The 23,049-nt window shown below is 54.4% G+C and carries 1 protein-coding gene; it reads left to right on the top strand.

From position 1 onward, the window contains the following. The first annotated feature begins 23 nt into the window (after positions 1–23). A complete protein-coding gene (locus HMPREF0577_RS08730) occupies positions 24–22,979 on the top strand; it encodes a DUF5979 domain-containing protein (protein WP_004013458.1) in 22,956 nt (7,651 codons plus the stop codon). Positions 22,980–23,049 lie beyond the last annotated feature (70 nt).

Below are 23,049 nucleotides of genomic sequence, written 5' to 3'. Positions count from 1 at the left end.
AATTACAACGGAGGGATTCTCTAATGGGTGACAAAACTAGGGGAACGCAGGGCAGGATGCCAGTAAGTGGACTCATTAAAGTAGGGAAAGGGAAACGGAGGCGAACGACTCGGAACTGGGGGGCGGCCTTCGTCGCTGCCTCCGTCGCCGTGGCCTGGACCGTCGGCGGCCTCGTCATGCCCTCCATGGCGGCCGAACCGGCGGTGATAGGGAAAGTACATCCTGAGGTTAACATCAGTGGTGGTGGCACTGCTAACGTAAGTTTGGCTGGACAAAATACAAACCTGTACTATGCGGCTCTAAGTACAAACCTCTTTACCACGATAGACCGTGTCTATGCCCAAAAGATGTACGGGAAGACGGAACAACTGGGTGATTTTACGGCGCAGTACTTGCCCCGCGCCTGCTTTGTACGTGATGACAGGATTATTTCTAATGAACCCTTAGGAAATTTCATCCGGATGGATGAGGGAGGACCTAGCTACTTGGGAAGGCGCTATGGCGCGTGGGTACTTTATCCAAATGGATCCAAGAGTTTCTCAGTGGATAGCTCGAAGTCCCGTTCTGCGGATCGTTCAGTGGATTCCCCCTCTGATGTGGACGATGCCGATGATACTGAAGATACCTTAAAATTGACGCTGGATAAACTGAGCTTCGATGACGTTGTTGGTGATGCCGCTGCGGCGGCGGATAAGGAGTTTTCTGATTCGCAACTCCCCAACGAGAAAACTGGAAAAGAACAGAAACAGACTGCTGAGTCTCCAGTGGAGAACCCTAAAGAGTCCCTAGCCTCTAAGGAGGGGGGCGAAACCCAGGCCAAGGATGTCCCCCCCAATGGCTCTGAGTCCTCTTCGAATTCTGAATCTGCACCTGAGCTAGCTAAGCCTACGCCCGCAGAGACTAGTACTGCTGAGACTGAGCCTAAAGAGACGAAAAAACCGTCGGAAACAAAACCCTCTAGTCAATTTGTAGAGGAAAAAGGACACAAGGCTGGTAATCTCGATAAAGAATCAAAATCTCTCGAGGATCGGTCTGCTGTTTCTAAGCAAGGCAAGGATAGCGCTGAAAATTCAAATAAGGCGGATAAGAATCAGGGTAAGGATCGCTCGGCTGTCGGCCAGGATCGCGCTGTGCTGTTTAGTGCGTTTCAGCTGAAGACTAAAGAATTAAAAGTAAAGTTCGATCCCCAGAAGAGCAAAGATAAAGCTATTGAAGATGTTAATAAGCAGGTTGATGAGATACAGAAAGATGCCTTGCAGCAGCTCGATGAATTTGTGACAAAGAACCGCGTTCCCCAGGATATTGCGGACAAGTTCCGGACTAAATTGAATATCCAGTTTGAAAATATGCGGAGGCAAGCTGTCGAATTCCTGGAAAAGAAGTACGCGAAGGGTGCTATAGGGGCTGATGAGTGGCGTAATTGCCAACAGAGCGGGCCGATTGTCCCTGACGGTTCTCTAGTTTTGGTTAACGAAGCTCGCCTTGATAACCATAATAAGAAAGCCTGGTATTTAGGTGTAAAACAAAATGACTACACTATCAGCAGGCTGCTACAATATGCCAGCGAAGGATCTGGCAACATAAAGGCTGATGGTGCCGACTCTTTCTGTGTGGAACCTCTTAAGGGGTTACAGCCTGGTGCACACAATATCTATACACATCCTTCTACCCTGGAGTGGGCTCAAAATCATCCAGAAAGGGCTGAGCTTGTCAAGGCTCTGGCCTGGCATTACAAGCAATTTGCTCAACCTAAAGAATATGCCAAATATCAAAACGCTATTTGGTCTGTTGTTATGGGTCTTCCAAGTATGGTTGGCTCTTGGGATGGAATGAAAAGATTCTGGGTTTCTGAACCAGGATCTTCAGCAGGACTTATCAGCGCTGCTGAGTCAGCGTATAAAACTCGTCCAAGTGTGGTTCAGGCACTGAAGTCTATGCACCTGGATCAGATTTCTGTGGATACAGCTCCTGATGGTAAATCTAAGGTAATTTTCCTGCAACTGAATGACTACGACAAGAGCTCCGAGATTCGTAGGGCTATAGGTAACAGTGTTTACTTGCGGGTTACAGGTGCGACTACTCCTGAAGGTAAACCTGTCGATAGAGTAAGTCTGGAAGAGGCTGAAAGGGGAGTACATTTCCTGGTTAAAAATCAAGACCAGTTCAGCGTTGCATTCGCCGGTACTTTGAATAACGCGCAAGATGCGTACTTCTTGGATAAGCCGAGTCACGATACCCAAGCGCAGGTTACTGTTCTTTCTAAAAAAATAACTGTTTCTGGTTCCTTGAAGATTCAGTGGGGTACCACGGCTTCTTCTGATCCGCAGGTTGGCACTACTGTATTGGTTAACGGTAATAACCAAAATCCCGGGGGTCCGGAAACAGTAGATATCTCTAAATACGGTCAGAATGACACTATTACTCTCACAGATAGTGTGACATACAGTGGATTGGCCAAATTCGCTATCTCCAAAGATAATTATTATCTCGTTGGTAAGCTTAAGCGAGTCCGCGATGGGAAGACCATAGAGATGCCGGTGAGGCCTATGTTGCAAGATATTAAGGATATTCCTGCAGGGAGCTTCCAAGGAATATTTCCGGTACAGCTTAAAGTTTCTGACATGAAAGCCGGTGATAAGTATTATTACGAGGAGTACATCCTTACCACTGATCCTCGATACGAGAAAAACAAAAAGGTGGAAAGCGGATGGTACGGCCCGTTGAGCGTTGTTGTTTCTCACGAAGGTGAAAACCCCGACCAGACCGTGAAAGTCAAAGGGAGCAACGCCAAACTGCTTATCAACAAGATTGGCGCCGGTGAATCCGCCAAAGCTAAAGGTAATGTGACTTTTGACGTCTACTGCAAGAAGGACAACAAGCCCACCACCATGTCCAGGCTCTATGCGCCGGCGGCGGGTGGTCCGGCTTCTACCAACGGGGCGGAACCCGCCACGGAGCTAGTCGTGGTTCCTGGATCGAACTGCCAAGTCACGGAGACGTATTCCTCTCAGGACGTCACATTTACTGACAAAGACGCCGTGTCCTTTAAAGCTGTGGTTCTCGGTAACCATCAGCAGCAGCAGATTCCCGCTCCGGCTAGCACCACCGTGGATCAGGACGGACACAGGCTGAGAGCCGTCACCAGTTTTGACGTGCCCCAAGGCGCCACCCAGGTTACCGTGAACACCACTAACAATTACCAGGCTGATAATGCCGCGAAGTTCATCCTCAAGAAAGAATTTCGTACCACCGACGGTTCCACTCTTGGTGACGGCGGCTATCGTTTCACTGTGGACTGTGCGGGTTACCCCAGCGATGCCCTGACTTTGAAGCGAGAAAACGGCTATCAGTGGGAATTCACGCAACTCAAGGGCAAAGCACTCAAGGCCGGCACCAAGTGTACGGTGAAGGAAGTCTCGCAACACCAGCATCCCAACCACGATTGGCAATCAGTGAGCTTCTCAGTGCAAGGAACGACCGGTATGCCGGAGGACAACGGCGTATCTTTCGTGCTGCCCAGTGCCTCTCAGGCGACGGCAGTGGTGACCGCGACCAACACTTACGAGCTCAAGAAGGGATCGCTGCAGGTCACCAAGCGAGTCAGCACTAACGCTAAAGACAACCCGTGGAAAAACCAGAATTTCTCTTTCGAGGCGGACTGCTTCGTACCGCACCCCGGCCACAACTCTTGGGCAGGCCAAACTAATTTTGAACGTAGGCGTACTGGTGCCGAGGCAGCCAGCGCCGCCTGGATTAGGCCGGTAAATGTCAAGCCCGGCACGCCAACGCTTCTCGCTAACAAGACCCTGCCGGTGGGCACCATGTGTCTGGTGTGGGAAAATGAAGTCGGTGGTGACGTGAGGCCGAACCTGACCTGGACTGGTGCGGGCGACAATGTTACCTACACCGACGGCGCTTCCCGGGCGCACACCACGGCACGCCGGGTCTTTATAACTGCGGATAACGGTGGCACTCCGGGCATTGCCCTGACAGCCACCAACGACTTCCAAGTTCCTTACGGCAGCTTCAAGATTTCCAAGAAGGTCACCGGGGATGCTGCTGGGGACGCGAAAGTAAAGAACCACGAATTCACTTTCAAGATTAACTGCGTCGGCCTAAACGAACAGACCGTAAAAGTACGTCCCGATCAGGCTGTGGACTTCACCACTTACACCAAGCAAAAAGTCAAGGCCGGTACTCAGTGCCGTATTCACGAGGATGCTGCGGATATCAAAGGTATCACCTCGCAGCTGACCGCTTGGGAGGGCAATAACAGTGTCCAGGAAGGCAATGATTTAAAGATTACTGTGCCCGCCGCCGGTGAACCCGAGCTAACTGTCTCGGCTACCAATACGGTTACCAAGGACACCGCGAAGTTCAAGATTCAAAAACTCGTCCAGCCCCAGGGCACCGAGTTCAACGGTAACTTTAAGTTCACCTACTCTTGTACCGACCCGGACAAGAACGTCTATACCAATACCAAGCCTTATGGCGCTCAGGCGGTCAAAGACTTCATCGAGGTAACCGCTGGTCAATCCTCCGAGGAAATCACCGTCCCGGCCAACTCTAAGTGCCATGTCACCGAGGACAAGAGCCTACCCAGCGTCAAGGACACCACTTCCAAGAACCCCTTGAAGTACAACAAGTTGTCTTTTAATCCCGCTGGTCAAAACCAAACCTCTGGGGAATTTAGCCCCAGCAAGAATCAGGTTCTGACGGTCTCTGCTACCAACCACTACACCCCGAAGACCACCGGTTTCCAGCTTTCCAAGAAGGTCACCGGCAACAACAAGGCCAACCACGCCAGTGACACCTTTAACTTCGGCTGGTCTTGCCAGCCACGTGAAGGCAAAGCCATCGACGGTAACGTAACACTCGCAGACAACGGCTCCCACACGGTATCCGATTTGCCGGTGGGCACCAAGTGTGTCTTGTGGGAAAACGTCGCTACCCCGAAGGCTAACGAAAACAACCAGACCAAGTGGACTTTGCCCGGCCAACAAGCCGTAACAGGCAAAACCATCAACAATCATGCCAACGCCGTGGAGTTCACTGTCGACAAGGAAAACGCGGCCATCGTCGTCGAAGCCAATAACTCCTTCGATATTCCCAACACCTCCCTGACTGTCCAAAAGAAGGTCGTGAAAGGTGACCAGGCTGTCGTGGATAACAACAAGGAATACCGCGTGAGCGTGTCTTGCGTGTATCCCACGGATAAGACCAACCACGTTGTCGCCACCGACAAAGCACTCAAAGCTGACGGAATTCTGAAATTCGAAGCCGACGAAAACGGCATCAAGATTCCCGTTGGCGCCTCATGCACCGTGGAAGAAAACCGCACCAGCGCCGAGTTGGAAGGCCACAACCTGGCCATCCAACTGAAGGTGGGCGGAAAAAACATCGCGGATTCCAATGCCAATAAGGCTGAAAACATCACCGTTCCCGCCGAGGGCAAGACTGTCACCGTCGAAAACACCTACAACCGCAAGCTGGGCGGGTTCAAACTGACCAAAGTTGTGACCGGGGAAGGCCTAGACACGGCCGAAGCACTCCAAGCTAACGGTGGCAAATTTGTCTTCACCTATGACTGCGCCCTGGGCGGCAAATCCGTCAAGACCGGAACATTGGAAGTCACCCCGCAAACCGGGGCGGAAGCCAACAATATCCCGGCTGGCGCGACCTGTACCTTGACAGAAAAGGCTGTGACCGCTCCCAGCGGCTTCCGGGCTCCCGAACGTCCCACCTGGAAGGTTAACGGGGCTGACGCGTCGGGCGTGATTAAGATTGTTGAAAAGACCGATGCCACCCAAAACCCGGTGCTCGAAGCCACCAACACCTATACGCCTTACCAGGTGAAGTTCAACCTGCGCAAGATTGTGAACACCGATGACCACACCCAGCCAGGTGGAGAATACGGCTTCCACGTTGACTGTGGTCAAGGTGCCACTAAAGATGTGAAACTCAACCAGGACAATAAATACACCTGGGATTCCGCGAGCACACCCGAGTTCTCGCGCCTTTCGGCGAAGTCCTGCACCGTCACCGAAACCGTGTTGCCGACACTCGAGGGCTACACCTACCAAGGTGTGAAATACAGCGTCAGCGATGCCTCGGCCGCTACGGATGCAGCCAAGCGCAGCGTCACCTTTGCTTTCCCGCCCAAGGGCGATGTGAGTGTGGCGGTAAGCGCGACCAACAGCTACCGACGCCAGCAGGGATCGATTGAAGTTGAAAAAATCGTCACCATCGCGGACAATGCTAAAAACCCGTGGGATGGCAAGCGTTACTCTTTCGAAGCCGACTGCGCGAACCCGGTGATGAACTGGAGTGACCACGACAGGGTCGAGGTCGAGGCTGGTAAGAAAGGCCAGATGCATCGCGGTCGTTGGGTCGGTTCTGTGTGCCATGTTTGGGAAAACACAGCTGACACTGTTGACGTGATTAACCAGCTGAACTGGGAGAATGGCTGCGAGGCCGTTGAACCCTATACGGACAAGCAGGGTGTCGAACACCCCCAGGCCTGCAAGGTCACCATCAAGGCCGACTCGAAGGGCACTTCCGGGGTCAAGGTGAGCGCCAAGAACCACCTGACGGTACAGTACGGCACATTTAGCCTGGCCAAGAAACTCTCGGGTGACGCGGCCGACGATGCCAAGGCTTTGAACACAGACTTCAACTTCCGCGTCAACTGCGGCGAGGCCTACAACGAAGTCGTGAAGATTAAGCCCGGTGCCACTTGGGCGCTGCCTGACGGCAAGGTAAAGGTTGGCTCCACTTGTACGGTTCATGAGTTGCCAGCCGAAATCCCCGGTCTAAGCTCGACTTTCGCTGGTTGGGAAGGCAACGGCTACACCCCTGCGGATGACAACGGCATCACCGTGAATGTCGCTAAGACCGAGCCTGGGGCGCAACCCGTGGTGTTCACCGCTAACAACCAGGCGGATTACAACCTTGGCAAGTTCAAGATTCGCAAATCCGTCGTCCCGCAAGGCACCAGCTTCGAGGGAACCTTCCACTTCACTTACAACTGCACCCCTCCGGCTGGCAAGACGGTGAAACCGGATTTGGCCTTGAACGGCGAGGTAGATGTTCCCGCCGGCGAAGCCTCTGCCGAAATTACAGTTCCAGCCGACTCGACCTGTACTGTCACCGAGGCCGACCCCAAGGATGCTCCAAAGCCGGTAGTGGCCGACGACAAGAACCCCTTGAAGTATCAAGGCACCAGTTTCCAAGGGGTGCCAGGGCTTGCTTCGAAGGCGATTACCGTCGGGAAAGACCAAGTGATCGAGTTCGAGGCCGTCAACAAATATGTCTCCCAGGAAGGCGGCTTTGAATTCTTCAAGTCCGTCGTGGGTAACAACGCCAGCAAGCATACCCAGGACAAGTTCAACTTCCACTGGTACTGCCAGGCTCGTGACAAGCAGGTCTTCTCTGGTAGCCAAAACCTGTCTGACAAGGGCAACAAGAAGGTTACTAAACTTCCGGTGGGCACCAAGTGCGCCCTGTGGGAGGATTCCTTCAAGAAGCTAGAGGACGAAGCAAAGCCCGAAACCAAGTGGCTCCAGGGCAGCTCTGAAATCAAGACTGAAAAGGTCAAGGATGCCCAGGGTAACACCCACGATGGAGTCAACTTTGAGATTAAGTCTGAAAAAGACACCTTCAGTGTCACCGCCCAGAATAAGTTTGATATTCCCAGCACTGAACTGAAAGTCAAGAAACTGGTCAAGGCTGACAAGGCTTCGAAGGTTGCCGCAGGCAAGCAATTCACGGTGAATGTCACCTGTGTCTATCCAACTGACGGGCAAACCTATACCATTGCTGACGCTGAAAAGGATGGTGTCTTCAAGCACAACCAGGAAAAGACTTTCAAGACTGACAAGTCCGGCAAGAACCCGATTCCGGTGGGTGCGATTTGTACCGTCACCGAGGATGTGGCCAGCGCGGATGTGCCGGGTCACAACTGGAGTGTGCAGATTGCGGACGGATCTACGGTTGTCAAGACCCACACCACCCGGGTGAAGGTACCCAAGGCTGGCAAGACCGTCACCATCACCAATGACTACGAGCGTAAGGTCGGCAGTTTCAAACTGAGCAAGTTCGTCGCGGGTGTGGACGTGAACACCGCGCTGGCCGCTAATGATGCCAAGTTCGAGTTCAAGTACAACTGCAAGCTAGACGGCAAGCCGGTCAAGGATGGCACGATTAGTCTTTCAGCCACCCAGATGTCGACCGAGATTACCGGTATCCCGGCTGGCGCCAAGTGTGTGGTCAGCGAACCTAAGGTGAAAGCACCTCATGGATACGCCGTCCCCACCCTGTCTTGGAAGCTCGACGGAGCCCAAGCCGCCGACGGTACTGCCACCATCACCGAGGGCAATACCTCTACGCTGGATGCCACCAACACCTACACGCCCTACCAGGTGAAATTCGACCTGAAGAAGCTTGTGAAAGCCAATGACCAGGCGAAACTGGACGGCGACTTCACCTTCCAAGTGAGCTGCGCTCAGACCTCTGTCGACGTGACTTTGAACCAGGCCAATGATTACTCCTGGGATTCCTCGAAGTTTGCGGGCAAGCCGATTCTGTCGGGTGAAACCTGCACCATCGTGGAAACCGGCACGGCCGACATCGCCAACTACAACCACAAGTCCGTGGAATACACGGTCAGCGGCTCTGGCGTAACCAAAGGCAATAAGGCACCCGCCAAGGGCGTATCCTTCACCCTGCCCAAGACTGGCGACGCGAGCGTGTCCGTCACCGCGACCAACACCTATGACCACCAGCTGGGTTCCTTGCAACTGACCAAGGCCGTCTCCGTCAAGGACAATGCCGCGAACCCGTGGGACAACAAGTCCTATGGCTTCACGGTGGATTGCTACCAGCCCGGTGAGGGCGAGCAGGTGGGTGAAAAACTTTCCACCAAGGCTGTCTCTCTCAAAGCCGGTGAAACCAAGACCGTGGTCGAAAAGGCCAAGGTCGGCACCGTGTGCTTCGTGAAAGAAACCGTGGCGGACACCCCGGATGTGACCAACCAGCTGACCTGGGAGAATGCGGGTACTACCGTCACCTCCCCGGATGGGGTGGCTAATGCCCGCCGCGTGGTGATTGCTGAAGACCAGGGCAAGACCCCGGCCATGTCGGTTACGGCCACGAACCGGCTTGAGGTTCACTACGGCACCTTTACCTTGCAAAAGACGCTCACGGGCGAGGCTGCTGCCGATGAGGATGTCACCAAGACTCCCGTCAACTTCAAGGTGAAGTGTGGCGACTTGTCCGAACAGACTGTCACGGTTATCCCCGGTGGCGCGCCGGTTGATTACGCGACCGCTACTGGTCAAAAGGTCAAGGTGGGCACGGCCTGCACCGTTCATGAGGTGCCAGCTAAGGTCACCGGCGTAAGCTCTGAGTTGACCTGGCAGGGTTCCGGTACGCCCGCCGCCGATAACGGTGTCTCCGTCGAGATTCCCGCTGTGGGAGCCCCGAATGTGGCCATCAAAGCCGTGAACAATGTCACCTATAACAAGGCTGCTTTCAAGATCAAGAAGACCGTCGACCCGGTGGCGACCAAGTTCTTGGGTGACTTCCAATTCACCTACCGGTGTGTGGCGCCTAATGGCAAGGTTTACACCCAAGCCACGCCATTCAACAACCAGGCATCTGCCCAGTACGTTTCGGTGGCTGCCGGCGAGGAATCTGCGGAAATTATTGTTCCGACCGACTCGAAGTGTACGGTAACTGAGGCAGACCCGCAGACTACTCCGGCAGTGGACAACAAGGGAGCAAACCCGGTGAAGTACTCCGGTACTCAGTTCACCCCGGGCGGGAAGGGTCTGACTTCGGCGTCGTTCACAGTAACGAAAGGTACGGAAGTGGTGACGGCTACCGCCAAGAACCTCTACGTGCCACAAACCACCGGTTTCCAGTTCTCTAAGGCAGTTTCCGGCAATAATGTGGCCAACCACCCGGGCAAGTTCAACTTCGGCTACACTTGCAAGTTGCCTAATGGTCAAAAGACTGCGGTAAAGACCGAACAACTGGGGGCTAATGACCCGGCGGTGAATGTCACCGACCTGCCGGTAGGTACCGAATGCGTCCTGTGGGAAGAATCGGTAGAAAAAACCCAGCCTAGCGAGAAAATCTCTACCACCTGGACTGTTGGCGCGGCTAAGCCGGTTGTTGGTTCTAAGCAGGCAGACCACCAGGGCACCCCTCACGACAATGCTGTGAAGTTCAAGGTCGACAAGGAAAACGAGGCTGTGTCTATCACGGCAGAGAACACCTTTGAGGTTTCCGGCACGGAGTTGACTGTCAAGAAGACCGTCACTAAGGACAACAATTCGGAGATTGCCGATTCTAAGTCTTTCAAGGTCAGTATCAAGTGTGTCTACCCGACCGATAAGGCGGAGCACACCATTGCTACTAATGAACCCTTGACCAACGGCCAGTCCAAGACCTTCAAGACCGACGACACCGGTACTGCGATTCCGGTAGGAGCCAAGTGCACCGTAACTGAGGATGAAACTTCCGCGAAGGTGGCCGGTCACACTTGGAAGCTCGAGGTCAAAGACCCCAACCAGGTTTCGACTAAGGGTCTGTCAGCCGAAAAAGACAAGGCCAAGAACACGGTAGAGCTGGTCAACGACTATAAGCGCGAGGTGGGCGGCTTCAAACTGACCAAGGCAGTTGCGGGCAAAGGAATTGACTTCGCGAAGGCTGCCGACGCCAATAATGGCAAGTTCGAGTTCACCTACGACTGTGTTCTTGACGGCAAGACCGTCAAAAACGGTAAAGGCAAGCTCGACTTGACCAAGGACAAGCAGACCGTGGAAGTCAAGGACATTCCGACGGATGCTACCTGTACCCTGAAAGAGACCGCTCCAACGGCTCCGACTGGCTTTGCTGCCCCGACGGCTCCGACCTGGAAGATTGGTTCGACCACCAGTGACTCTGGCATGGTTACCATCAAGGAAGGTCAGACTGCTGAGGTGGTGGCCACCAACACCTACACGCCTTACCAGGTGAAGTTCACCCTGAAGAAGGTCATAAAGGCTGACAAGACTTTGGACGGCGACTTTAAGTTCCAGGTGACCTGTGGGGACAAGACCCAGTCGGTGACCTTGAATAAGGACAACAAGTACACTTGGGAATCCTCGGAACTCAAGACTCCCCAGATTCTTTCCGGGGTGAAGTGTCACCTTGAGGAGACTAGCGAGCAAGCCTTCAAGTCCCACACTTGGAAATCTTTGGATTACCAGGTAGACGGCAAGGGCGTGGATACCAGCGTGGACAAGGACGCGAAGCGGGTGACCTTCACTCTGCCAGCTACTGGCGACGCGGATGTAACCATAACCGCGACCAACACCTATGATCGCAACAAGGGCGCCTTGCAACTGCAAAAGGTTGCCAAACTCAACGGCCAGGATGTCTCCAAAGACGCCAAGGCCAACCCCTTGCCTAACCATCAATACCAGTTCGAAGTGACCTGCTATGACCCGGCCGACAATGGTCTGGGAGCAAAGACTCAGGCTGTGACGGTACCGCTGCAGGCGGGGGCGCCACCGCAGACTGTCATTAAGGATGCCCCGGTTGGATCGGTATGCTTCATTAAGGAAACCCCGGTTAAGACCGAGGCCGTGATTGGCACCCTGTCTTGGGAAGGGGATGGCACCAATGCGGTGGGTCCGGATAATGCCGCTAATGTCCGTAAGGTCGTTATCGGCGGTGAAAAGGGCGATGTCCAGCAGGTAAACGTCAAGGCCGTCAACGACCTTACGGTTCAATATGGCATCTTCAGTCTGCACAAGGAGCTGACTGGTGATGCCCAAAACGACAAGGACGTGAAGTCCAAAGACTTCGAGTTCACCGTGAAGTGCCCGGGTCTCGACGACCAGAAGGTAACTCTTAAGGGTGGGGAAACCAAGACCCTGCCGGAGGGCAAGATGAAGGTCGGTACCAAGTGCTCCGTTCATGAGGTGCCAGCCACTGTTGCGGGCGTAACCTTCGACCCCGTCAGCTGGAGTCAGAATGCCACGGCTCGTACCGATGGCGGCATCGATGTCACCATCCCCGCTACCGGGGTCAAGGATTTGTCCTTTACCGCGACTAACAAGGCGGTTTACGACAAGGCTACCTTCCAAATCCAAAAAGTGATTTCTTCCACGGAAAATCTGGCTTTCGAGGATGGCTTCAAGTTCACCTACACCTGTAAAGCGCCGAATGGCAAGACCTTTACCCAGAAGGCTCCTTTCGGAGCACAAACTGGGGTTGACACCATCAATGTCAAGGCTGGTCAACCTTCCGGGATAATCACCGTGCCGCAGGGCTCGAAGTGTACCGTAAGCGAGGCTAATCCGAAGGACTTGCCGAAGCTGGTGAATGACCCGAATCGCAATCCGGTGAAGTACCAGGAAAACGGCACCTCCATTAAGGTGGGCGACAAGACCGTGACTGGATTGACCTCGGCGGAGTTCACTGCTGATGGCCAGATGGTGACGGTAATCGCCACGAACACCTACGTGGAAAAAATTACTGGTTTCCAGTTCAAGAAGACGCTCGATGGTAACAACGCTGGCAAGTACCAAGACCAGCAGTTCAGCTTCGGTTACACCTGTAAAACCCCGAAGGAAGTTCGTTCCGGTGACGCGAAGCTCAAGAGCGCTGATGACCCAGTCAAGGTGGAAAACCTGCCGGTGGGCACCGAGTGTACCCTGTGGGAAAACAAGGTTAACCCGAAGAATGCTGAAAAGGTTTCTACCACGTGGACTATTGACGGTAAGCCTGTTTCCAGCGGTTCCGTCACGGATCACAATGGTGTTAAACACACTAATGCCAATGGGGTGACCTTCAAGGTGGAAACCGAGGGCACTCCGGTAAATGTGGTTGCTACGAACAAATTCGATATTCCGAGCACCTCGTTTAAGATTCACAAGACTGTCACCAATAAGACTGATGGATACCACGTCCCAGCCGACAAGGGCTTTAAGTTCGATGTGACCTGTACTTATCCGACTGATGATGCCGAGCATGTCATCGCTAAAGATGAGCTTGTAAAGGGCGGCCAGGACTCGAAGAATTTCGAGGCTGATGTAGACGGCGTGCCCATTCCCGTTGGCGCCTCATGCACCGTCACCGAAAAGAACGCGGCGGTGGCAAACTACAGCCTGGCCGTGACCATGAAGGACGGGGGTAAGGCTCTGACGGTTGAAACCAAACAAGCCGACCAGACCAAGTCAGAACCGGGGTATACCGCTAAGGTAATCACCACCGTCGAGGCGAAGACGGTGAACGTCGAGAACACTTATACCCGCGACTTCGGTATCTTCAAGATTGAAAAGAAGACCACCGCGCAGTCCTATATCGAAAAACCCAGCAGCTTCGACTTCAAGTACACCTGTAAGGATCCCAAGGATTCCAAGGCGGAAGTGAAGCAGGGCATCCTGAATGTGGGCGAGGCTGCGGTATCTTCCCAACAGATTCCGGTGGGCTACAAGTGCGAGGTCTCCGAGGTAGATCCGAAGGTGAAGGGCGCGAAGTGGGCACACACCCTGTCGCAAAAGACCTTCGTCATCCAGAAATCCGAGGTTCAGACGGCTAGCTTGACAGCCACTAACGACTTCACGGATTCCACCGGGAAGTTCAAGGTCACGAAGAAAGTTAAAAACGACGATAAACTGGCGTTGCCTCTCAATGCGACCTACAACTTCGAATGGTGGTGTGGACCGAAGGGTGCGGAAGCTCCCCAGAAGTGGAACACGTTCTCCTTGAAGCAGGGCGAAACTTTCGAATCCGGCGAGATTGCCTCTGGTTCCGAGTGCGGCATTCGCGAAGTGAAGCCCACTGGTGACTTTGCCGCTGTGGGAGCCAATGTGGAGGTCACCTGGAGTTTGGCCGAAACCAAGACTACCCAGGGCGCGACATCCGTGAAGGCACCGGTGTTGGTGGACTCTGAACAGGCCTTCGTCTTTGGCAAGCAAGGCGATTCTGCCGGTAAGTTCACCATCGGTAAGAACGGCTCCGAGCAAATCTTGACCGCGACCAACGAGGTCAAGCAGACCTATGTGGACTTGTCCCTAGAAAAGGTGGCGCAGTCCTCCAATAACAACGGGGATCCGGGTCTCTCGGTAGACAAGTTCAATTACTGGAACAGCTACTACCAGGCTTGGGGCGGCTTCGTGACCCGCAACTTTGTAGAGATGCAGGTGACTTGTAACGATAAGCCGGTGGCTGATAAGGCTCACCCGGAGGGCATCTGGAAGGTACCGCTTAACGGCAAGATTGACCTGCCCGTAAAGGTGGCTATCGGTTCGAAGTGTACGGTAGCGGAGCTTGACAAGGGCTTCAATGACTACAAGATGCTGTTCTACGGGCGTTGGCGTCACTCGGTTGATATGAGCGCGAAGTCCTTAGATGGAATCGACGTTTCCAAGCGCTATGACTTCGATGCGGTAGAAGATGATAAGGCTCAGGCCGCCATCGATTTTGATGTCAGCGGTAAGACCAAGGTCGAAGTCAAGATGACTAATAACTGGGACTGCTTCTCCAAGGTGACCTCGGAGTTAGGTACCAACTTGACGGACGCGAAGAAGGTGAATGGAGTACGCCAGATTGATTTGAGCGAAAAGAAGTCTGACGGCACCAACAAGTACACCGACTGGGTGACTCTCACTGACGTTGTAGAGTTCAAGAATTTACCCAAGCGTAACTACACTGTGATGGGTCGTCTTTTCAATGCCTCCAAGTCTGGAAAACTGACTGCAGCGGACTTCAATAATCCAAACCAGTACCTGAATTGGAAGAACCCGCAGGGTCACACTTGGAACTACGTGTACCAAGAAGTTAATGCCGATAGTGCCAAGGTCACCTTGACCTATGAAATCCCGGTCAGTCTGTTCGAAGCCAATCCCGATGGAATTGCTGCTGGTGTGGCGGTTTACCGTAGTGACTACTGGAATCCACAGTGTGCTGGTAACTGTGGCTTGATGGCAGTCGAACCTACCTTGCCGCAAAACCAGCAAGTGAAGCCGATCTGGAAGGGCGAACTTAAGACTCAGGTTTTGAACCCGGTTACCAAGAGCAATATGCTTCAGGTTGGTAAGGGGGCTCCAGAAATCCAGAGCATCGCTGATACTGTGACCTACACGAATGTCGCACCGGGTAGCTACGACCTCTATGGACGGATTGTGGCTCTTGGTAACGAGGGTCTAGTGATAGGTGAGGGTACCGCTAATGTCACCACTGCCGAAGCGGGTTCAAATGCGCTTTCTTCCGGCGAATGGAATAACGACCAGATTAAAGTCAACACTGCCTCTCTGGAAGATGCCGTAAAGAATGACGCTAAGGGCTTCGTGACCTACGAGTTCTTGTTGCCAAAGGGTAGTGCTACTTCTGGGGCGGCTGTGGAGACCCTGAAAGGTCAGGCTGTGGCCTCGCACGTGGATGATAACGACGTGATGCAGCAGCTCTTTACCCCAACCTTGCGAACCACCGCCACGGTGGGCTCCGAGAATGGCACCAAGACAGTGGATGCCAATGCCACGGGCACAGTGGAGGTCTTTGACAAGGTGGAATACCGGAACCTGCCCGGTGGCAAGAAGTACACCGTTACCGGTAAGTTGCACTTCAAGAGTGCCGATGGTACTGATGGCGGCGAACTGCCAGGTGTGGATTCGGCTTCCGGAACAATCGATTTGACAAGCCAGAAAGCCACCGAGGGTCACAGCGGCACGGTTACCTTGAAGTTCACCGTTCCGGTCGAGAAGCTGCAGCAAAAGATTGTGGTAGCCTTCGAGGAAGTCAAGGACGGTAATATCCTGGTAGCTGCGCACGCGGATATCACGGATGAAGCCCAGACTGTTTACTCTCCCAAGATTGGCACCACTGCTTCGGCAGCACCCGGATTCAGTGCTACAGCGGATACGCCGGCCACGGTGGACATGAGTAATGCCAAGCCTTTGAAGGGTAAGGATTCCCGCAAGGCGGAACTCGGAAATGTGGCTGTCATAGACACCGTGGAATACCACGGGCTCGAAGCCGGCAAGTATGTGCTTTACGGTGAGCTGAAGAAGCTGAGCGATGGCAAGGAAGTTTCTACTGCTAAGACATCTTCGCACTCCTTTACTGTGGATGCTGTTACGGGGGTTCATGGAACCCAAAGCGTGACCTTCAGTGACCTCAAGGTGCAAAGCGGCGAGACCTATGTGGTCTACGAGTACCTGTTCAAAGCCGGTGACTTCCAGGTGGACAAGCCGGACACCAAGAAGGCTATCGCCTCGCACGCTGACCCCGAAGATAAAGGTCAGACTGTAACCGTACCCGGTGTCACCACGGATGCCACCGATGGTGACGGCGACAAGTACGTCGATTCGAGCCAAAACTTCACTATCAAGGACACTGTTACTGCCACCGGTTTGATTCCGGGCAAGACCTACGATGTCTCCGGTGAGTTGATGGTAGATGACGGCACGCCTCAGGGTGCGACCACTGGTATCAAGCAGACGGGTACCATCACTGCCAAGGCTGATGGCACCGGCGAGACCGTGCTAGAGTTCCCGGTCACGGCGCAGCAGGCTCAGGATCTCGGGCTGGTAGGCAAGCCGATTGTGGTCTTCGAGGATCTCTCGCTAGACGGCAAGAAGGTTGCGGTTCACCACGACATCAAGGACGAGAAGCAGACTGTCTACAACGGTGGTCTAAAGACCAAGGCGGTAGATGCTGCCGATGAAAACCAGGCTATGGTTCCTGGTCAGAAGAGCGCTGCAGTTGTCGATACCGTGACTTTCAACGGACGCTTTGAAAAGTCGCACAGCTACACCTTGGTTGGTGAACTGCACTACGTGAATGGCACGGTGGTTCCTGGTACGAAGACTGAGACAAAGACCTTCCAAAGCGACCAGGATGGTGCGATTGCCGCGCAAAAGATGACATTCACGGTTCCGGCCGAATACATTAAAGCTGGTCAGAATATGGTGGTCTTTGAAAAGCTCTTCGATGCGAAGAAGAAAGACGGCACTCCGGTGGCATCTCATGAAGACCCCAACGATCCCGACCAAACCATCACCGTGCAAGAGGTAGAGATTACCACCACGGCCTACGACGGCGCGGCGGGCGACAAGTCCGACCCGAAGGATAAAAACCTCGATGCCAGCAAGGAAACCGTAACCATCTACGACCAGGTGGATTACAAGGGACTGAACGTAGGCGAGGAATACACCATCACCGGTACCTTGCACTACCAGGCTGATGCTACCCTGGCCGACGGCACCCAGGTCAAGCGTGGGGACGAGGTTCCCGCCCAGTACGTGAACGTTACTCCCGTCAAGATTACGGCCAACAAGGCCAGTTCTGACGAATCCGGTGCCGTAAAGGCTATCGTCAAGTTCGAGGTGCAAAAGACCGCGTTGGCGACCGCCCCAGTGGTTGTCTTCGAAACCTTGTACCAGGGGACAGTAGAAGTTGCGACCCACCAGGACATCGACGATGGCTCCCAGGTCGTGTACCACCCGAGCCTGCGCACCCTTGCCACCGTCAATGGGGCGAAGGTAATCCAGATGAAGAAGGACAGCAAGGAAAACCTCACTGTCACCGACCAGATTACTTGGGCTAACCTGGCTCCCGGAACTTACACCTTAGAAGGCTCCCTCATGGAGGTCAAGGACGGCCAGCTCGTTTCTAATACCCCTGTGGCTAAAGGACAGACCCAAAAGGTTGAGGTTGCCGCCGGCAAAGCCGGTGCCACCACCAGCACTGGTGAAGCCCAGATGACCTTCAAGCTGCCGGTTGACAAGGTCAAGTCCGGTTCTCAATTCGTGGTCTACCAGATTCTCAAGGATAAATCTGGCCAGGTTGTGGCTACTCACGCAGACCCGAAGTCCGATGACCAAACTGTTACGGTTGGTTCTCTGGATACCACCGCTACCGATGCGGCTGATGGTAACAAGCATGCGGATAATGCTGCGGCTGTGACCATCAACGACAAGGTAGATTACTCCGGTTTGAACCTGGCGGCTACCTATCCGGATGGCACCCTTAAGGCCTATCTGGTCAGGGGTGAGCTGATGGACAAGGCCACTGGCAAACCCGTTGCGGGTGTTGCTCCAGTAGAGCGCGTGATTGGTGCGGCCAACTCGGTTTACCGAGTGGGAGACCAAAATCGCCCGGTAGAAGAGGAAATCACCTCCGGAGCCGGTTCCGTGGTACTGTCCTTCCAGGTTCCAGCGAAACTGACGCAAGGTAAGGTGCTGGTTGCTTTCGAAACGGTGTACGAAGAGGGTCGAGAATTCCTGATTCACCACGACATCAATGATGACGCCCAGACGGTTTACACCCCGAGTGTTAAGACCCAGGCGCGTGTAGACAGTGAACGCAACCTGTTGCTGGCGGACAAGGATTCCACCATCAAAGACACCGTGACCTTGAGCGGCTTGAAGACTGGGGAAACCTACGTGCTTTCGGGCGTGTTGATGGACAAGGCTACCGGTCAGCCGGTACTCGGTAAAGACATGCAGGCGATAACCGCTGTGTCCGAGCCTCTCAAGGCCGAATCTGGTGCCTTCGTTAAGACTGATGCGGTGTCATTTACGGTTCCAGCCGGTACCGTAAAGGCCGATACCGAACTGGTGGTCTTCGAGAAGCTCTGGGTTGCCAATGAGGTCACGGTGGATACCAAGACCAAGACGGTAACTCCGAAGGACACGAAGACTGGCAAGAGCCAACCGGCAGCCAGCCACGAGGATATTACCGACGAAAACCAGACCGTAAAATCCGGCACGAGCCCGTCTCTAAAGACCGTGCTCTCGGCTGACGGGAAGCGCGAATGGGTCGAGAACAATACCAATATCCCGACCGTGCCTCACGCCAGCGATTCGTTGATTGACACGGTACTGTACACCGGTCTGACCGAGGGTGTGTCCTACCGTTTGGATGCCAAGTTGATGGAAATCAACCCAGTTACCGGGAAAGTCTCGGAGACTCCGGTGGCTACTGGCTACACTGAGTTCACCGCTAAGACCTCTGATGGCACCGCCCAGGTGACCTTCAACGGGATTACGGGCAAGCTCAAGGCTGGCTACAAGTATGTGGCCTATGAAAAGATGACTCGACCCGGTCAACCGGACAAGCCGGTACCGCCGCCACACGAGGATCCCAAGGATCCGAACCAAACGGTGGTGTCGGAGCATAACCCGGGTATCACTACTACCCTGACGGATGCGCAGGCAGCCAAAGGCACCGACGGCAAGGTTATTAGCCTTACCCGAGATGCTCAGCTAAAGGACGTGGTGAGGGTCACCCAGACGGGTCTGATTGAGGGCGCTAAGTACCACGTGTTCTCGAAACTGGTCAACCAGGCTAACCCGGATCAAGTTGTGTCCGCTGGAATGCAGGAATTCACCGCCACGGGCGACCAGTTGAGGTCCGTAACCGTGAAATTCACGGTACCCAAGGAAACCTTGCAAGAACTCGCCGGGTCTGACCCGAGCGCAGAATTCAAGTTGGTGGCCTATGAATACCTGGCTTTGGACAGCGACACCGATATTGTCAACAAGGAAGCCACTTCGGAGATTGAAGCGGTGGGCTTCAAGACCGGTAAGACTTGGGCTGCGACTCACGCAGATCCCAACGATGCTGGTCAGACCGTCACCGTGGTGAAGGCTCCCAAGATTGGAACCACCCTCAAGTACGGCCAGTCCAAGACGGTGTGGGTAGCTGACAAGGTCGAACTGACCGATACGGTGGAATACTTCAACTTGCAGCCCAAGACCAAGTACACCCTGAGTGGCAACTTGATGGGCGGAACTAGTGCCGAGAGTTTGTCTGACACGGGAGTGAAAGCCACTACCGAATTCACTACCCCGGCTGCTGCTAACGGTGCCCAGACGGTTTCTGGTACGGCCGTGGTGAAGTTCACTGTGCCGCGCGAAGTACTCGAACGTAACGAGAAACTCGTGGCCTACGAGTACCTCACGATTGACGGCAACCCGGTGGCTTCCCACGAAGACCCGAAGGATGAAAACCAGACGGTTACGTCCAAGAAGCCTGGAGTGGGCACCTACGCTACGGTAGACAAGCTCAAGGCCTTCGACGTGACCGATGGCAAGAAGGATGCCTTCACCATCAAGGACACCGTGCGTCTTTACAATGTCGAGGAAGGCAAGACCTACGCGATTGCCGGCCAACTCTACGAACAAAGCGTTGCCGGGGACGAAGGTAGCGCCTTGGCTAAGGCTGCCACGACTGTCAAGGTCACGGCTTCGATGGCTAAACCTGCCACCGAAGTAGAGAAGACCAAGTACGGCGAGGATGTCAAGGTTTACGAAACCGAGATGGATCTGACCGTGAAGCGTGAAGACTTGACGAAGAACCAGGTGGTAAAGGACGATATAGCGTTGGTTGTTTACGAACAACTCTGGGCGGAAGGCACCTACGAAAAGGTAAACGATACTGAAGTTACCCCGAAGGGCAAGTCTGAACCAGTAGCGAAGCACAATGACCCGCAGTCCTCTTCGCAGTCAATCACTGCCGAGCCGCAATTCGGTTCTTTGAAGTTGACCAAGACTGTAACTGGCTGGGAGGATGCCTTCGCCAAGGTGGCACGCCCCGAGGCTAGCTACAAGTTCACTGTCAAGTGTGTTCAAAAGGGCAGCGTCGATGAGTTCACCTTAAAGGAAGGTGAAGAAAAGACGGTAGAGGGCATTCCGCTGGGTGACACCTGTACCATTAGCGAGGATGTCCAAGGTGCGGTGAACCAGGCCGGCCTGAAAGATACTGTGAAGTTCACTGCGGTCAACGGTGTTACTGTTGATTCCCAGGTGAATGGTGAGGCTGTCGTCAAGATTGGTGGCACCGCTAATGGCAGTGATACGGTGGCGAATGTCGAAGTAACCGCAGAAAACTCGTTTAGCTACGACCCAGTTATCACCACTAACACCATCAGCCAGTTCGGCAAGGTGCTCGAAAATGGTGGGGTGCTCACCGACACCGTAACCTACAAGCAAATGCCTGCGGGTAACTACGTGCTGCACACCTACTTTGTCGAGATGGTCAAGGACGAGGCCACTGGTAAGACAGTAGCCAAGAAGATTGACTACGTGCCTTCCTACGTCACGGAACAAACCGTGAAAGCGGATGCCACCACCCCCGAAAATGGGTACAACGGTACCTGGACGGTGAGTGTCGATATCCCGGATACCTTGCATGAGGTCGGCAAGAAGGTTGTCGTGTGGCAAGACGTTTACGTCGCACCGCAGACAGCGGATATGACCAAGTTCAAGGATGGTCTGAATAAACTGTCGGCCGGAGAAACCTCTAAGGTCGCGAAACTGGTGGTGTCTCACCATGAAACTAGCGAACAGCAGGGTGACGGCTACCAGTGGTTCAAGGTTTCCTCTAACTACGGCTCTTTCCAGGTCGAAAAGACCGTGGAGAATGGTGCCGGTTTGAGCGAGAATGTCTCGAGGCAACTGCCCAAGACCTTCAAGTTCGAATACGAGGCAAAACTACCCGCCGGAGCTTTGCTCAAGCCTGGCACTCAACCGAAAGGTGAGTTCACCTTGACGGTGGATTCGAGCAATCCGGCTCTTGCAAAGAGCCCCGTATTCGAGGGCTTCCCTGTGGGCACCGAGGTGGCCATCACCGAAACCGGTGTGGAGGGTACGATGCCGACTGGTGCCACCATGAGCACCACCTGGGCGACTGCCGACGGTAAGGCGAAAACCAAGGCTTGGAGCAGTGACCGTAAGAGCGACAAGGTGACTGTCAAGATTCAGCCACGTGGTTTGCTGCAAGTGAAGGCTACTAACCACTTCGAGAGCACGTATCCTAAACTGGCTACTTTGGCTACCACTGTGGACGGCGCCAAGATGCTCAAACCTAGCGAGGCCACCCCGGTTCTCGATACCGTGACCTATTCCGGTCTGGTAGCGGATCGCGAATACTGGTTGCTGACGCAACTGGTCTACACCGACGATTCCACCCCGGTACTGGGTGCTGACGGCCAGCCGCTGGCGCGCTGGACCAAGGTTAGTGCCGGTAAAGATGGCCAGGGCACCTGGGTAGTTGACAGAGAAAACCCGCTGGTGGTTCCTGAAACCACGGATTCGCAGCGTGACCTGGTGTTCTTTGAAAGCCTCTTTGAGGTTCCGAACACGCCCGGTGATGCTGGCACCAAGCCACCAGATCCCACAGATCCCAGCAACCCGCCGATAGTGGAGCACAAAGATCCCAAGGATCCCAAGCAGGTAGTTTCGAGCCGACCCAAACTGGAAATGCAGACTGTCGCCACCATAGGTGCGGATGTCAAGACCATCAAGCCTGGCGAGGCAGTGAAGATTACCGATACCGTTTCCTACAACGGCTTGAAGGCCGGCGGAGTCTACACTCTGGTAGGCAAACTGGTTAGGAAGACCGACGGCGAGGATGTGTCCACCCCGGTTACCAAGACAGGATTGGTTGCGGATGCCTCGGGTTCTGGCAAGTGGACAATGGACATTCCGTTGACCGCTGAACAGACTAAGAATCTGAAGCAGGGCGATGAACTGGTGGTCTTTGAAAAGGCCTATCTCGGTAAAATGGAAGATGCTGCTAGCAACCCCAACCTGAAGCCGATACTGGCTCACGAGGATTTCAAGGATGCTGGCCAGACCGTCACCGTAGTAGAGACGCCGGATACCCCGCCGACCACCCCGCCGACCACCCCGCCGTACACCACGCCTCCGGTAAGTCCGTCGACCACGACTCCGCCGACGACTCCGCCGAACCCGCCGGTGAGCCCGTCCATCACGACTCCGCCGACGACTCCGCCGCCGCCGGCTCCACCGGTAGCCCCGGCCACAACCATCCCGCCGGCTCAGGCCAAGATGCCGCCGACACTGGCACGAACCGGTGCTCAGGCTGCGCTAGTAGGCATGCTGTCCCTGGCGATGATTGCCGCCGGTGGTGCCATCGGGTTGCTTGCAGCTCGGCGCAAGCGGGAAACAACAGAATAACCTTCGGCACTAGGCCGTAAGTCAAGGAGCCGGCTCAGCGAATGCTGAGTCGGCTCCTTAGTTATGCGCA

The organism is Mobiluncus mulieris ATCC 35243, assembly GCF_000160615.1.
Classification (GTDB): Bacteria; Actinomycetota; Actinomycetes; order Actinomycetales; family Actinomycetaceae; genus Mobiluncus; species Mobiluncus mulieris.
The sequence above is the reverse complement of the archived record's forward strand: the minus strand, read 5'-3'. Positions and strand labels throughout refer to the sequence as shown.